The organism is Thalassolituus oleivorans MIL-1, from assembly GCF_000355675.1.
Lineage (GTDB): Bacteria > Pseudomonadota > Gammaproteobacteria > Pseudomonadales > Oceanobacteraceae > Thalassolituus > Thalassolituus oleivorans.
On sequence record NC_020888.1, the window covers coordinates 2299105 to 2315670 of the forward strand.

General features: G+C 44.2%; 15 protein-coding genes. 1 reads left to right on the forward strand and 14 read right to left on the reverse strand.

Features of this window, described 5'->3' with window-relative positions; genetic code table 11:
• Window positions 1-44: 44 nt before the first annotated feature.
• The 5 genes from pheS to thrS form a co-directional block, all read right to left on the reverse strand.
• Complete coding sequence (gene pheS, locus TOL_RS10540; RefSeq protein WP_015487307.1) at window positions 45-1049, reverse strand: phenylalanine--tRNA ligase subunit alpha; 1005 nt, start codon at window positions 1047-1049, stop codon at window positions 45-47.
• Between the two features lie 122 nt (window positions 1050-1171).
• Window positions 1172-1525: a 50S ribosomal protein L20 gene (rplT, locus tag TOL_RS10545; RefSeq protein ID WP_015487308.1), complete on the reverse strand. Its 354-nt coding sequence runs from the start codon at window positions 1523-1525 to the stop codon at window positions 1172-1174.
• 23 nt (window positions 1526-1548) lie between these two features.
• Complete coding sequence (gene rpmI, locus TOL_RS10550) at window positions 1549-1743, reverse strand: 50S ribosomal protein L35 (RefSeq protein WP_015487309.1); 195 nt, start codon at window positions 1741-1743, stop codon at window positions 1549-1551.
• A 168-nt stretch (window positions 1744-1911) separates the two neighbouring features.
• Window positions 1912-2454 carry a translation initiation factor IF-3 gene (infC, locus tag TOL_RS18965; RefSeq protein WP_162471234.1) on the reverse strand — a complete coding sequence of 181 codons (543 nt, stop codon included), beginning with the start codon at window positions 2452-2454 and terminating at the stop codon, window positions 1912-1914.
• Entirely contained in the window at window positions 2455-4386 is a 1932-nt protein-coding gene (gene thrS, locus TOL_RS10560; protein ID WP_041588928.1) for a threonine--tRNA ligase, read from the reverse strand.
• A 322-nt stretch (window positions 4387-4708) separates the two neighbouring features.
• On the opposite strand from thrS, the gene TOL_RS10565 reads away from it, so the two are divergent.
• Complete coding sequence (locus TOL_RS10565; protein WP_015487312.1) at window positions 4709-5965, forward strand: beta-galactosidase; 1257 nt, start codon at window positions 4709-4711, stop codon at window positions 5963-5965.
• 50 nt (window positions 5966-6015) lie between these two features.
• Here the strand turns inward: TOL_RS10565 and TOL_RS10570 are convergent, their stop codons facing one another.
• The 9 genes from TOL_RS10570 to TOL_RS10610 all read right to left on the reverse strand — a co-directional run bounded on the left by TOL_RS10570 (window position 6016) and on the right by TOL_RS10610 (window position 16564).
• Window positions 6016-7365, reverse strand: coding sequence for an alkaline phosphatase D family protein (locus TOL_RS10570; RefSeq protein ID WP_015487313.1), 1350 nt, complete (start codon window positions 7363-7365; stop codon window positions 6016-6018).
• A 147-nt stretch (window positions 7366-7512) separates the two neighbouring features.
• Window positions 7513-8163 (reverse strand): hypothetical protein, encoded by a 651-nt coding sequence (locus TOL_RS10575; RefSeq protein ID WP_015487314.1) that lies wholly within the window; start codon window positions 8161-8163, stop codon window positions 7513-7515.
• A gap of 63 nt (window positions 8164-8226) precedes the next feature.
• Window positions 8227-8820: a D-sedoheptulose-7-phosphate isomerase gene (locus TOL_RS10580; RefSeq protein WP_015487315.1), complete on the reverse strand. Its 594-nt coding sequence runs from the start codon at window positions 8818-8820 to the stop codon at window positions 8227-8229.
• A 15-nt stretch (window positions 8821-8835) separates the two neighbouring features.
• On the reverse strand, window positions 8836-9948 hold the full coding sequence (locus tag TOL_RS10585; protein WP_015487316.1) for a beta-galactosidase: 1113 nt from the start codon (window positions 9946-9948) through the stop codon (window positions 8836-8838).
• Between the two features lies 1 nt (window position 9949).
• Entirely contained in the window at window positions 9950-10687 is a 738-nt protein-coding gene (locus tag TOL_RS10590) for a nucleotidyltransferase family protein (protein ID WP_015487317.1), read from the reverse strand.
• A gap of 2 nt (window positions 10688-10689) precedes the next feature.
• A complete protein-coding gene (locus tag TOL_RS10595; RefSeq protein WP_231847987.1) occupies window positions 10690-12270 on the reverse strand; it encodes a glycosyltransferase family 39 protein in 1581 nt (526 codons plus the stop codon).
• A gap of 4 nt (window positions 12271-12274) precedes the next feature.
• Window positions 12275-13813 (reverse strand): hypothetical protein, encoded by a 1539-nt coding sequence (locus tag TOL_RS10600; protein WP_015487319.1) that lies wholly within the window; start codon window positions 13811-13813, stop codon window positions 12275-12277.
• Entirely contained in the window at window positions 13810-15072 is a 1263-nt protein-coding gene (locus tag TOL_RS10605; protein WP_144055361.1) for a tetratricopeptide repeat protein, read from the reverse strand. Before TOL_RS10605 ends, TOL_RS10600 begins: the two co-directional genes overlap by 4 nt.
• Before the next feature lie 13 nt (window positions 15073-15085).
• Window positions 15086-16564, reverse strand: a complete 1479-nt coding sequence (locus TOL_RS10610) for a flippase (RefSeq protein WP_015487321.1) — start codon at window positions 16562-16564, stop codon at window positions 15086-15088.
• Window positions 16565-16566 lie beyond the last annotated feature (2 nt).

Sequence of the window (16566 nt, forward strand, 5' to 3'; positions counted from 1 at the left end):
GTGTAACCCTTTACCTAAATTGCTCTAATACGATGGGGTGAAAATTAACGGAACTGCTGTAAGAAGCGCAGATCGTTTTCGAAGAACAAGCGCAAATCGTTAACGCCGTAGCGCAACATCGCGAGTCGTTCTACACCCATACCGAAGGCAAATCCGGTGTATTCTTCAGGATCGATATTGACGTGGCGGAACACCTCAGGGTGAACCATGCCGCAACCACCCACTTCCAACCAACGACGCTTAGTGCCTTCTGGTGTTTCAATAACCCATTCAATGTCAATCTCAGCCGATGGCTCAGTGAACGGGAAATACGAAGGACGCAAACGTATGGTTAGGTCTTTTTCAAAGAACACGCTCAAAAACTGCTGAATCGTGCCTTTTAGGTCAGCAAAGCTAATGCCTTTATCCACTAACAGGCCTTCCACTTGGTGGAACATTGGCGAGTGAGTTTGATCATAATCGCAGCGATACACACGACCCGGACAAATAATGCGGATTGGTGGCTCTTGCGATTCCATGGTGCGCACCTGCACCGGCGACGTATGCGTGCGCAGCAGTGTGGTGGCATCAAAATAGAAGGTATCGTGCATCGCCCGCGCAGGGTGATGAGATGGAATATTGAGTGCCTCAAAGTTATGGAAGTCGTCTTCCACTTCTGGGCCTTCAGCAACGTGATAACCGGCATTACTGAAGAAAGCTTCAATACGCTCTAGGGTACGCGTTACTGGGTGTAAGCTACCTTCCTGCACGGCGCGGCCAGGTAAGGTGACGTCGATGGTTTCAGACGCCAGTTTGGCATTAAGCGCGGCGGTTTCTAAAGCCAGCTTGCGCGCATTAATTGCGTCTTGTACCTGATCCTTGGCAACGTTAATGACAGCACCGATCTTTGGACGATCTTCTGGTGCGACATTGCCTAGGTTTTTCATCAGGGAAGTAATTTCGCCCTTTTTGCCTAAGTACTGCACCCGCACTTGGTCTAGCGCAGCAACATCTTGTGCACTTTCTGTCGCAGCCAGCGCTTGTTGGGTCAGAGCCTCAAGGTTTTCCATCGTTGTTTTCCAGCGGTTGAGTTCGTTTTGACAAAAAAATAGGGGAATGCCTTAAAAAGCCACTCCCCTATTCCGCAGATGCCACCGAAGTGGCATCAATTTTCGGTTATTAACCGATGAAATTACAGGCTGGACTTGGCTTTTTCAACCAAAGCCGCAAACGCTGCTTTTTCATTTACTGCTAAATCAGCCAGAACCTTACGGTCAATTTCAACAGTCGCTTTTTTCAAGCCATTGATGAACTTGCTGTAAGACAAGCCGTTAACACGAGCACCGGCGTTGATACGCGCGATCCACAGTTGACGGAACTGACGCTTACGCTGACGACGGTCACGATAAGCATACTGACCAGCTTTAATAACCGCTTGCTTAGCTACACGGAATACACGGCTACGAGCGCCATAGTAACCTTTAGCCTGCTTCAGAATTTTTTTGTGACGACGACGAGCGACAACACCACGTTTTACACGAGCCATAGTTTATCTCCTGAACAGACCAATTAAAGATTAGGAAGCATACGTGCAACCAGAGCTTTGTCTGATGCATGTACCTGAGTCATTCCGCGTAGGTGACGCTTACGCTTAGTGCTCTTCTTGGTCAGGATGTGACTACGGAACGCTTTACGGTGTTTGAAGCCGTTTGCGGTCTTTTTGAAGCGCTTCGCAGCGCCGCTCTTAGTTTTGATTTTAGGCATGGGTTACTCCAAAAGTTAGTGATGCGCACAGAAACTAAGACCCTGTACTACATCTGCCATATCAACAGAAACTCGCTGCACACATGTGCACTTGTCTCTGTAATAGCTGGTAGAACGAACAAACCCCAGCCCGAAAGCTAGGGTATTGACCTTCATTTGCAGACCAGACTATTTCTTTTTGCTAGGGGCGATAACCATGATCATCTGGCGACCTTCCATTTTAGGATGTTGCTCAACTGTACCCAGTGCTTCGAGGTCTTTCTCGATGCGCTTCAGGAGCTCCATACCAATATGTTGGTGTGCCATTTCACGACCACGGAAACGTAGCGAAACTTTCGCTTTGTCGCCGCCTTCGAGGAAGCGTACCAAATTACGTAATTTAATTTGGTAATCGCCCTCTTCAGTTCCAGGACGGAATTTCATTTCCTTAATCTGGACCTGATGCTGTTTCTTTTTGGCTTCGGCTTTCTGCTTTTTCTCTTCGTAAAGCTTCTTGCCGAAATCCATGATCTTACAGACAATTGGGTCGCCATCTGAGATCTGTACTAGATCCAGTGCGGCTTCTTGTGCGGCCTGCAGTGCTTCTTCGATAGTGACGACGCCAACTTGCTCGCCATCCGCTCCAATCAATCGGCACTCTGTGGCACGGATTTGATCGTTTATCGCGGCTCTATCGTTACGGCCGCCCTTTCTGTTATCACGTCTGATGATCTAATTCTCCATTCCAAACCGCCCGCGCTGCGCGATGCTGCCATTCAGTATCTCAACGAATGCATCAATGCTCATCACGCCAAGGTCTTCACCTTTACGTGTACGCACAGCAACAGTGTCTGTTTCTACTTCTTTATCCCCTACCACAAGCAGGTAAGGTACCTTGTGTAAAGTGTGCTCGCGGATTTTAAAGCCGATCTTCTCGTTTCTCAAGTCCGCATTAGCCCTGAAGCCAACTGATTTGAGTTTTTGCGCAAGATTTTGGCAATATTCACCCTGATTATCGGTAATGTTCAAAATTGACACTTGCTGGGGAGCCAACCATGGCGGCATCGCACCTGCATAATGTTCAATCAAGATACCCACAAATCGTTCGAACGAGCCTAGGATAGCACGATGTAGCATCACTGGCGTCTTACGCTCGCCATCTTCGTCAACAAATTGTGCGCCTAAGCGTTCTGGCAACATGAAATCGAGCTGGATAGTACCACATTGCCACACGCGACCAATGCAATCGCGTAGTGAGAATTCGATTTTAGGGCCATAGAAGGCACCTTCACCCGGTTGTAGTTCCCATTTCAAGCCCGCTTCATTTAAAGCGTCTTCAAGTGCAGACTCTGCTTGATCCCATAAAGCTTCATCACCGATACGTCCTTCTGGACGAGTCGATAATTTCATTTCAACGTCATCAAAACCGAAGTCTTTGTATACGTCGAGGGTCAACTTAATAAAGTCGGCCGCTTCTTTGCGAATTTGGTTTTCAGCACAGAAAATATGCGCGTCATCTTGAGTAAAACCACGCACACGCATAATGCCGTGCAATGCACCTGATGGCTCATTACGGTGACAGCAGCCAAACTCAGCCAAACGCATTGGCAAATCACGGTAGCTCTTCAGGCCTTGGTTAAATACCTGAATATGGCATGGGCAGTTCATAGGCTTAACCGCATAGGTGCGCTTTTCTGATTCAGTTACGAACATCGCATCTGAATAGTGCTCCCAGTGGCCAGACTTCTCCCACAGCACACGGTCTACCACTTGTGGCGTCTTGATTTCTAAATAACCGGCATCGTTTTGTACTTTACGCATGTACTGTTCAAGTACTTGGTAAATGGTCCAACCGTTTGGATGCCAGAACACCATACCCGGCGCTTCTTCTTGCAAGTGGAATAGATCCAATTGCTTCGCCAGTTTACGGTGATCGCGTTTCTCTGCTTCTTCTAAGCGAGTGAGATACGCTTTCATCTCTTTTTTGTCGTTCCACGCAGTACCGTAGATACGCTGAAGCTGCGCATTCTTAGCATCGCCGCGCCAGTAGGCACCCGATACGCGCTGCAACTTGAAGATGCGCATCACACGAGTGCTAGGTACGTGTGGGCCGCGACACATGTCGGTATATTCTTCGTGGTGATACAAACCAACAGAGGTTTCACCTTTTTCGATCAAGTCGTCGATCAACTCAACCTTGTAATCTTCACCGCGGTCTAGGAAGACCTGACGCGCTTCTTTTATAGGTGTCATCTTTTTAACGACGTCATAGTCGGTTTTGATGAGCTCACCAATACGTTTTTCGATTGCAGTAACGTCTTCTGGTGTAAATGGACGTTCGTAATCGATGTCGTAATAAAAGCCGTTTTCAATCACAGGACCAATGGCCATCTTCGCCGTTGGGTAAAGCTGCTTCACCGCATGACCAACCAAGTGAGCAAAAGAGTGACGAATAACTTCTAATCCTTCTTGATCACGACCGGTAATCAAGGTGACGTTAGCGTCTTCTGTGATGAGTTCACATGCGTCGACCAATTCACCATTAATACGACCACACACAGTTGCTTTCGCTAAACCGGGGCCAATATCTTCGGCAACTTGCATCAGAGTTACTGGATTTTCGAAACTACGTTGAGAACCATCAGGAAGGGTAATAACAGGCATATCGACCTCGTCAGTGGTGGCCCCCACGACAGGCCACATGAAAATAAAAGAGGCAGTACTTTATCGTTGTCGGCTGCAACTGTAAACCTACTCAATCGGCAAAAATGGCCTAGCCGCATCACACCCAACCTACGAATAACCACCAAGTAGCGCATCCGGTCTAATTCGGAGTGGCGATATTACCCTCCAATTACAATTCAAATCTGAACGTTACAGGATGAAGTGGCTCGAACTCAGCGCTGTCAATAGTATAAAAAAGCTCCTTAAACAAAATAACGAGCGCAAAAAAACCGACAGCATTACCTAAAAAGAGTAGTAATTTATGCAAACCCTCAACAATAAAATTGGCAATAAAGCCCCCTTTAAAAATGCATCGGACGCGCTAACTTCAATCTTGTTTCTTGTACTATCCAGCTTACTATTAGTTGGCTGTGGCGGTGGAGCAGCTCCTATTGATCTAAATCCTCCATCAAATTCAAACGATACACCGACTACTGATCCAGTTGTTACTGATCCAGTTGTTACTGATCCAGTTGTTACTGATCCTGTTATCACTGATCCTGTTGTCACTGATCCTGTTGTTACTGATCCTGTTGTCACTGATCCTGTTGTTACTGATCCTGTTGTTGAACCTACTTATAAAGTATCAGGTACATTTTGCAGCTGTGGCCCAACCTCTCAGACCAACTCATCAATTAACCGCGATACCGAAAATCTTGATTATTTAGACGGTGTATTGGTGCGTATTTCGTGGGCTGATATGAACCCGCAAGCAGGTATCTACGATTGGTCTTACCTTGATGAACAAATCGGCTACGCCGAACAACGCAACACGAAAATTGCGCTAGCTATTTTAAACGGACCCTACGCACCTACTTGGCTGGCCGAAGAAGGAGCGACCATGTTCGAATACACTCTACGCGGAAATGTCGTGAGTCTTCCGTTACCATGGGACACCGTATACCTAAGCTACTATCAAGCCTTTATTGAAGAGCTTGGCGCGCGCTACAGTGGTAATGAATTCATTGACTTGGTTCACATCACCAATTCAACGACCAATGGCTTCGAAATGCAGTACACATTCAATTCTGCACAAATTACTGACTTCGAAACAGCGGGATACACCGAAGAACTGCTCATCAACTCATGGACAACCATTATTGATGCGTATGCAACTGCATTTCCGAATAAGCCCATCGATGTCGAAGTACACCCTGTGTTCTTCAGCGATAAAATCGCAACCGATGTTGTTGATCACGGTTTAGCTCTATACGGCAAACGATTCGGCGTGTTAGCGGCGTGGTGGAGTGAGCACAATGCTAAAAATGTATACACATCCATGTTTACAATTCTGAAAAACGTGCAGAAAGAGAGTTTTGCAGGCGTGCAATTGGTAGGAGCCGTCAGCACTGGATTGAACCCTCTCACAGAAGAGCAACTTGCAGCAGCTCTGCAATTAGCAATCGATAATGGTTTCTACTACATGGAAATCTGGAACAACGATTTAGCCAACACACAGTTAAGCGACTTAATTACTAATAATGATAATTTAATCGAAGCTCAAACCGCAGTACAATAAATGCTCTACACAAAAACTAATAAAGCCGGCTAAGCCGGCTTTATTAGTATTCACATTTCATCAAAAACAATAGTATCGCTATTTGTCACGTCACCATTTTCATGAACAACTTGAATTTCTACCCGATCAGGATTAGTCAATACATTAATCCAACCAAACCCCGCATTACTGCTGCCACCTGCGCTTACCCCAGGGTTTAAATACTCTGACCAATCACCTGGAGTCGTTGTAGTAAAACCACCATTAACTGGCGACATTTGCATATTGGTATGAGGAACCGAAAACTCTATTAACCCAGAGTTTGTACCATCATCCATTGCACCGCCTGAGTGTATATCGCCGGATAAAATAATCACGCCTTTTATATTATTGTCTTTAACAAAATCGACAATCTCGTCGTGTTCAGTAACAAAGGCTCCCCAACCATCGGCAGGCTTACACGTCGGATTAAATGGACTACCAGAAGTAATGAACTTCCATTTAGCAGGGGAAGTTAGCAAACTATCATACAGCCAAGTTTTCTGGTCGTTCTCGATATTTTCGCCATCGAGCATAGATTTATTGGCGTCATCGACATCGCCATTCGGATCGCGATTAGAGCGAGTATCTAATACAAAGAATTCGGCTTGTGCGTACCGGAACTTATACCAAGGGCCAGCCTGAGGATTTGGTAGATCAGGTAAAGGATAATATTCTAAGAAAGCCTTAATAGCGCTCGCTTTTTCTGGAAAAGTATAATCGCCATCGTTCATACCGTAATCGTGGTCATCCCACATATGAAATAAAGGTGCGACAGGTGCTAAGAACTGACTAAAATCAGCGCCAGCATCCGAACCAGACCCACGAACGTCGCGATGCATCTTGCGCATCTCCCGCAAATTCGCTGGATCCCTATGGTCCCAATCCCCGATTTGCAACACAAAATCAGGTTTGGCATCGGCTAATGTTTTATAAGCACCCGCTGGGTTTTTAACGTAGTTACCAACATCGCTTAATAAACCAAACGAGAATTCAGCGTCTTGCCCTAATGGGGCAAAGGTTGTAAAGCTTGGATAGTTTTCTGTTTGTTGCGCAACACCATCAACCAACACTCGGTAATAATACTTAGTGCCAGGAATTAAACCTTTAAGGGTAACAATTTTAGTAAAATCATTAGCATAACGCGTTACTTCTTTTGGAGTTTTGAGTGAGTTACTCATACTCGAAGATTCACTAAACTCAATCTGAACCTGCGCAGGCGCGTCAGTACGAAGGAATACCTTTGCACGAACATGGGTAACAGCACCCACCATAGGGCCGTCTGTCTGTACTGCCGCCTCAACGCTCGCTGACAGCATAGAAATGCCAATAAACCACATGCCTAGCAAATAGGTTTTGATACTAATGCGATTCAATAACATTTCTTCATCCTCATATAAAGCTATAAAGCCTAGTCCCTTGACTACGCGACACTCATACCAAAAATGCGTGCATCAAGCACGCAATCTCTGCTAAGACATACGCGAATGAACATGCCAATCCATTACGCGTAATGGCTATTCCCAATATCAGTCGATATCGACCAAACCTTGCCATTGCTTCGGAAGCAATATCTTCACTGCTGGCATAGCTTCTATCTGCTTGGCCAAATCGCCATACATAGTTTGTAGTCCGTCGATAACTTTAGGACTCTCTTTCATCCATGCTGAATTACGACTGCGAACCTCAAACGGCTCAGTAGACTCAAAGAAGCCTAAAATATCGTCGATAGAATCAACTAAGCCTTCGTACTTAATCAGAATCGTCGGATGCTTTACTAAATCAGGATTAGTCCAATTATCAAACTGGCGCTGAATATTAAAGTAATCAACGGCTTCTTCGGCATACTGTTCGATCGATACGCCCTTTAGGCTTTTGTAAGGCGTAGGGCTATTGATATTCATCGCCTTAGAGTGCATATCTTGAAAATTACGGCGAAAAACAGACAGCACTGCATCGTATGGATTACCGTACATGTAACCCAGTCGAATACCTTTATCACCCTCATATACGTTAGGTGTATAAGCATGCTCTCTAATGGTTTTATCTGATATAGAACCCACATGACGCGCTAGTGCGGTTGAGCCAACGCCCCCCATAGAACACATAGCACATGCGGCGGCACTTGACCGCGGCAATGAGATTTTCAAACGTGATAATAGCTGTGGTACATCCAACATAATAAGTATCCAATATTCCAATATAAAACTGACGCTGTCGTTAATACACTCTCAGAGCTAGAGTTACTTTACTGGTCGCTCGAACATTGCATCTTCTACGATTCCACACAAGATGTGCCCCATTAGAATATGGCACTCTTGTATTCTAGCGGTATGTTTTGATGGAATTGCGATGACATACTCTGCCAATTCATGCACTTTACCTGCTTGGCCGGTAAAAGTAGCCGTTACCAGCTCTAGGTCTTTTGCGCGCTCAAGGGCATGCACCACGTTGACTGAGTTACCCGACGTTGTAATACCAATAAATACGTCTCCAGGCTTACTGATGGCTTCTAACTGACGAGTAAATACACGCTCATAACCATAGTCGTTACCAATCGCAGTTATCATCGAGGTATCGGTTGTAATAGCAATAGAAGGCAATCCTGGACGATCAAATTCAAAACGGCTCACAAATTCTGCAGCAATGTGCTGGGCATCGGCAGCGCTACCACCGTTACCAGCCAAAATGACCTTATTGCCACGTTTAAAAGCAGCAATACACTCATTAGACAGCGCAAGTAAGCGATCCATTAAAACTTCATCCTTCAACACCTCTTGCTTAATAGCGATCGAAGCTTCTATTCGTTGACGAATGTAATTGCGATCAATGTTCATAAGGGATCCTTAAATTTAATGTGAATTTTTTAATTGCGATTGCAGTTCGGTTAGGTACTGCTCGAAGTCTCGATTTTTCACGTCAACTTCCCATACTTCAAAATAGCGACAGCCATCATCCAAGCCATTTTGAATTGCACCTTGCAAACCATTTTTGCCTACCCGCTCCAACTGGCGAGTGGCGTTGCCAATCAACTGATAATTACAAAAAGATTGAGAGCTGGTTTCTTTCATTAACTCCCTCAACGGCTTATCCCATCGCACATCTCGGTCATTTAACCATGCACCGAATGGCCCAAAACGTTTACCAATGTGCGTTACACCGTAGCGAACTAACTCCTGAGGGATGCGATAGCTATCGAATACGTTATGAATTTCCAGATCTAAAAACTTAGTCGGAAACGCCTGTGAATAAGCATCTAATGTCGTCTTCGCAGCATTAATATATTTATCTTCACTAAAGCCGAACTTATCCCAAGACGGCAATTGATTAGGGTCACGCGGACCACGGCTATAAGGCAGATGCATTTCAAAACCGTTTTGACTCGACAAGGTAATATGCACCAGCAACAAATTAGGATCACTTGAATAGCGCTTGCCTAACTCTGCAATCAAACGATGCCAAGCTTTCAAATAGATAGCATCCCATGGCAAGGGTAATTTGTTGTCTACTGGGCGCGCCTTCGATGCATATGGATTATTCAGCGTAAAGGAATAGCCCTGCGCGCCTTTAGCAAATACCCAGCTTGGAGTCGATGGCCCACCAACCACAGCCAAGGTGTATACCTTGCCGAGCTTAGCGACTTTAGCGATTTCGCTATCTAGATAACGCCAGTCGAACTGGCCTTCACTCGGTTCAAGTTCGTGCCAGCGTACTCTGATGAGAGCACCATCAACAAATGGCTTAGCCAGTAATGGTTCTTCTTGATACTGACCACCACTGATAAAAATACCACTTGGTCGTGATGCCGCCACACTACTAACTCGGGCAACTTCAGCATTTTGAGTTTTGTCATGCTTTAAATCACTACCTTCGCCTAATACATTTTGGCAACCGCTAACCGCGATAAAGCACAGGAAAGCAAAGGTATATGACATCAAAGCAGAGAAAAATCGAAGTGCAGACACGTTACACTCCCTCAACTTCGGGGAAGTAATACGACTTATTAGCACATACAGCGTAGTAATCTTCAGGAACACCAATATCAATAAACTTATTAGTATTAGCATAAGCGTACAAGCCGTTCTCCATCAGCAAAGGAAAACCGACTTCTTCGAAAGAAAAAGCACCATTAGGTAAACTGGCAATAAAATCACGCGGTAATAAATAAACTCCCGCATTGATATATCCAGCACCCGCATTTGGGTTTTTCTCTCTCATTTCTAACGAACGATGCGTAACGGGATCAAAAACAATTTGCCCATAGCGTGCACAATCGTCCTGATGATTAACAAGGACACCAGCAGCTTGATCCGACTGCTCTACCGATTCAATAAAGTCGCTAATATCGGCTGCACAGGTACTATCACCGTTCAGAACCAAGTAATTTGAACTATCAAGAACGCTTGCAGCATTTTTAATACCGCCCCCAGTCCCTAGAGGCTCTACTTCCTCAGCAAACTGAATATCAACGCCAGCAATCGGGTTTTCCCGATAATAATTAATAATTACATCGCGTTTGTAGCCAACCGATAAAACGAATTTCTTAACCCCTTGAGCAATCATTCTGGTCAGAAGTAGGCTTAAAAAAGGTTCACCAGAAATGTCTGCCATTGGCTTAGGTACATCTTGAACAACACTTTGTAAACGAGTTCCCTTGCCACCGCTAAGAATTACACATACTAAAGAATCTAGTTTTTCATTCATTATCATCGGGTCCATAAATAAAGGCGTGCATCGTAGCTTTCTTTAATGACGCGAAAGTTACTATCAATAAATTCTACTGTGTCGGCATCGATTACCGTTGGCATCGACTGATAAGGAGCGGCAACAAACCATACACGCTCATTACTGGCCAATAAATCTTTCAACTCATCGAAATTTCTTAACACAACAGAGCCAATGAACTTATCTCGATAAAATGGCGTTACTAAATTATTGTCATAGACGATTTTTCGATCCGTAATCGTCTGTAAAAAATAATCAGATGTTATGCCGCTATACAGACGAGTCGGCATTGGCGCCATACTAATGACCACATCACCCGCCCTAATGTTCTTATCGAGCGCCTCAGTCACCGTCCTGTAATCAGGCTGGGCCAAATCATTCCTGTAATCAAGACGGACCCCCAAATACCCTTGGTTCCCAATAGAATATGCTTGTACAAAATTCGAGTTAATCGACGCAAACACGGTCAACAAGAAGAAAGCACTGGCAAACAATCCGATACCTAACGTAATCGGCGACATATCGCGTTTTAGTATGCTGTAACCGTCTTGTACGGCATTTGAAATAATAACGCCGACACTAATGATGAAAAACGGATAGATAAAATAGAGGTAGTGGGCATTATAAAACAGCAAAAAGTTTGATAAAAACAGCACGGTCAATATGAAGAATAAGTAGAAGTACCTTAGCGCCTCTAAGCGCAAGAAATAATAGAATCCGACGACAAATACTAAGCCCACAAGCAGGTGAGTTTCCATGCCAAAGAAGTTGATCAGATAGAATAATGGATCCCAAGAATCATTCAGAAAGCCCAACTGCGGCAAACTAATATCGCCCTTACCCGATCCGAGCATCAAGTGTGGCTCTTGCAGCATGATGCGGCGCACGCCTTGCCAAACCAACGTTAAGATCACCAGAGCATACATAACCAGTAAGTTGCGATTAAAGATCCAGAGTAGATTATCGCGTTTAAAATACAGCACGATCACGGCCGCCACTGGCAGCAAGAAACCCGATCCTTCCCAACTTAAATAGGTAAAAGTAAAACTTAACCAAACTGCTAGCGATAACTTCAATGTTGGTTCGTTCTGGCTTAGCAGACGCTGAATTAAAACAACGGTGAGAAGCGTGAAAAACTGAGTTGGTGCGGGGTGAAATGCATTTTGCCCCCAATAGATTGCCCAAGTTGAAGTGCTATACAAAACGCAAGAAATAACTGCACTAAACAAACCAAACTGGCGAAAACATATCATAAAAATCATGATCATAGTTCCGACCGAGAAAATCACCGACGGCAATCTCACCGTAAATTCTGTTACCTCACCAGTAAATAATGAAGGGATTGTTAGAAAATATGGGATCAATTCATAAGTCGCCAAAGGTACTTCCATCGTACTGACGACAACGTAGGGATAGCCCTTGGCAACCACACCTTGAATAAAACTTACGATAGTTGCTTCATCAATAGACAATGGACGTAGCTCTAAACCGGATACTCGGAAATAAGCACATAAAACGACCAACACAAATAGCAATGCCATTGCCAAATAATTATTTTTCATCGCCTTAGCCAGCATTTTTAACCTCCGCATCAGCAAGAGGAGTATTTTTAGAACTGAACAAATGCTGAAAGCCTCCACGACCATAAACAAGAAGGAGCTCTAAAATGATACATAGCAACGCGAAAAAACTAACGTTCAACAAGTTATAGAACCTATGAAAATCTATGCGTTCATCCAGTAGCCAATACATACACAAGCCACCGACCAGAGTTAAAATCACGAATACCGTATTTACCTCATGTATGAACGGACGATCCGTCCCCATTTTGATCAATAGCAGCGCATTGAATGCAGAGAACAAAAAGGCCCAGAAGAATACCCATTTGATAAACTTCAGCCCAAATAGTACCGAATGGTTTTCATCTATGACTTCTAAAGTAGCGAGTCCGCCGGTCAATTTACGAATACGATCAACTTCTGGAGAGGTCTGAGTAACAACGATATAGGGATCTTCTAACACAGCATTGCTGTCTAATTTAACATCGTCATATGGGTATAGCCGCCACTCACGGCTAGGAATAGAGACTATTTGATGATCGTCCAATTCGAGAAATGCCTTCAGATTAATACCTTCGCCAAAGCCACACTCCGCCGACACGTCAATATAGTTAACATGACTTGAGGTTAGATACTGAAAGATATTGATGAGTCGTATGGTCGAATTTTCTGAGTAATAGTTACCAACCCCAACACCGTTCACGGCAACTCGATACTCACCATTACATTTCAACATTAGCCAAGCATTTAGCAATTTGTTGCGTTTAAACGGTAAGGAAGTCTTCAAGTGAGCTTGAGTAATTTCAGGATAAGCGTGCCAGATGGGCGTGAAGTCTATCAACGCCTTGCCACTCGCTAGCTCCGCGGGGAGATTATCTGGCATCGCAGGTACAACATTGGATGAGCTTTTTATCGCTGCATGCCACAAGCCATCATCGAACAACTCTTCGAACCACTGAAATTTTAATGACGTTGAATTTCCGGGAACACTAGAGACCAACCAAGATTCATTCGATATATAATTGGTTGTTCCCGTATACACGTCATCTATCGACATAGAAAATAAAAGCTCAGGACGCCCTGTCGTTGTCTTTTTTTCCACTCGTATCGCAATAACGTTCTTACCAGACTTGAGTGCATCTGTTGGCATTCCGATAACAACAGGTCGCGTGGACGGCGCATTTTGTTTAATGACTTCTTTACCATTCACATAAACCGTAAAACTACCGGTAGCCGATACCTTAAGAAAACTGCTGTCAGGTGTCGTCTGTAAAACCAGACTGTAACGATAATATGACACAGGGCCAGCATCGTCGCCGCCATTGCTAATCCACTCAGCACCATCCCATGCATCAACGCCACGAGCGTAGCCATTCTCCTCCAGAGAAAATACGGTCATAACACCAAGGAAAATCGAAAATCCTAGAATACCAAACCAAATTTTTCGATAAGAAAACCATATGGAAGCCAAAATACGGCCAATGGATAACTTACGGATCCAAGATACCAACACTGTAAAAAATCGCCCGCTGGCTAACCCACTCATGTTCCGCTCAACCCTCTGATTGCTCGAATGTTTCGAGTGCTATCTAACTCAATTGATTGCTGAAACGCCATGCGCGCATTAATTAATTGACCATCAAGCAGATAACATTCTCCCAATGTTGAGAGAAAATCAGCCTTCAAATAGACAGTATCAATTTCTTGCAACACTTCTTGGACCGTCTGCAAGCAATGATCGGCCAAGTTTAATTGTATATAGGCATAAGTCTTCTGCATTCTCAGAGCCTTATTCTTTGGCATAATACTTAGGGCATCAGAGATAAGCGCGAAAGCCTGATCATAAAAGCCTTCTCGATAATAACGGCGAGACATTTTTTCGACCAAAAATACCAACTGAACCTTTGCTTGGCGCTCCACAAACGAAAAATATTCATCGCCACCGTCTTTGACGGTCTCTAGCAACAACTGCATCGACTGCTTACGTTTTCCGGCTAATTCAAGCTGCTTAGCCCGATACAAAACACTGCTAGCATTGTCTTCGCCGTAGATTTGAAAGCTAAGCTTAGAAAAAAGATACGTAGAACGTTCGGAATATTTCAGTAAGGGATCAAGCCGGAACGCCGATATCATCTCAGTGTAGGCTCTCATCACATCGGCATCAGCAAAGTGCTTTTGAGCCTTGACGCTGTATAGCGCCGACAAGCCAGTATTACCGAGCGTAATACCCGCCGGAGCGAATACGATAAAAACACTCAATATCAGTACAAAAAATTTGGTTCTATAGCTACTGATTATGAAGATCGCTAACGCGCTAAAAACGGCGACAAACCAACCCCAGTTTAAAATTGAGAAGACGCTAAGCACACGAGCGGTAATGCTATTAAAAGCGCCGTCTTGCAGCAGAGCCAATGAGTTACCCTTGTTAGGAACAAAATAGGTTCTGAAAAAGCGCTGTAATTGGCGAAAATCTTCAGTGTCTTGAATGTAGTTAGCCACAACCGAGCTATCACGACTAATAAGGTAAGCAGGAACAAGCAGCAGCAAGGATAAGCTAATGGCAATAAAGAACACGTTATACCGCGGGGCTTGGCGATATTCTGAGTATATAAAGGCCGATAGTCCGAGTAGTACCAAGGCTACATAGAAGTACAAGTACCGTACTTCCGACTCTAAAATCGAAATATAGCCAATACCGCTAATGCCCGCCGATAGCGGAAACTTAACCCAAGGTGCAGCAAAACTAGCCAACATCACAAGGATCAAGCCCATCGACAAGTAACTTAATTTCTCTGATCTGCTCATGATGGCACTCATATCAACCATTCCCCTCCAACTGAGAGTCAACGGACTGAGCTTTAGATCTCTTTAATCCCTGAGCCACTGTCTTAATCTCAGCCAGCGTTATTGCACGAGTGACTAACAACAATGCCGCATACAGGATTAAGAACAGAACCCCTTGAACGATAAGCATCAAGATACCGTCGAAAATAGGTACCAGTTCAAATACGGTAACCGCCAAAACAAGAGCAAGCAGCGGACGTACGATGATGCTGACCACATCTACAATGCAGCCGCTTTTGTTCAGTAAATATAGCGACGAGATAACAAAAAATGCTTCCGCAAAAGCGGTGCCTATAACGGCACCTAACGCATCGAAGAATGGAATAAATATCACATCAAGAATCGCGTTGATCGAAAAAACACCCAGCGAAACCCAAGTGAACAGGCGCTGCTTTTGTGTCGCGGTATACACATAAATCATTATCGAAGAGGGAAAGATAAAGAAAACAACAACCGATAGGGCTTGAAGTAACGCCCCAGCACTTTGGTAGTCATCGGTATACATTATGCCGATAATCTGATTCGCGAAGATGAATAAGCCCCCCATTACAGGTAAGGCAATCATCACATAGAAGCGCAGTATCTTATTTAAGAAGTCGTTAAACGCCTGCATATTTGTACCCGCTAATCTCGCTAGCTGTGGATACATAGGAATAGACAGCGTAAATGGCAGCATTTCTATGATCTGAATAATGCGATAAGCAGCACTGAACAGACCAAGAGCTAAAGGAGTAGATAAAGCACTTAACAAGATAGAATCGACGTGTAGCGTCGCTTTACGAAACAACATAGAAAAGCCAACCGGTATAGCTTCTATGAGCAAATACTTTAGATAAGGATAATCAAATGCCAACTCCACGCGGCCAAATACTTTCCAAGTTGCTATGAAAAACATCAGGAATTGAGCAATATTAGCCAGCAAGTAAACCAAACAAAGATTTAAAATCGTTGCCTCACCAGCCATCCAAACAAGCACTAAAACAAGCAAGAGTATCTTATGAAAAACGAAGAACGTAGCATTAAAGGTCATGCGTTCGAATGCACGAAAAACTGCGCCATAGATAACGGCATGCATAACCGCTAAAGCCGCAGACGCCATCAGCAACAAGCTAAGCCCAAAATCTTTATCTTCAATAAAAACAAGACACACGATAGATAGTGGCAGCAAAACAATCCCAGTTAACATCCATGCTAAACTTCGAACGCTGCCGATAATTGCCGGATAACGCTCGGGATTCTGAGCTATTTCCCGAACCAAAAGATTGGTAATCCCCATATCCGTGACTAATTGAATTAAGCCAACAAATGCGAGGATGAATGAGAAGGCACCAAAATTTTCTGGTCCTAATTCTCGTGCAATAAGAATGATAACGTAGATATTAAGTAATGCACCAACGCCCTCACCCAAAATTGTTGCGACTACGTTACCCGCTATTCGCCGATTGGCCGACATAA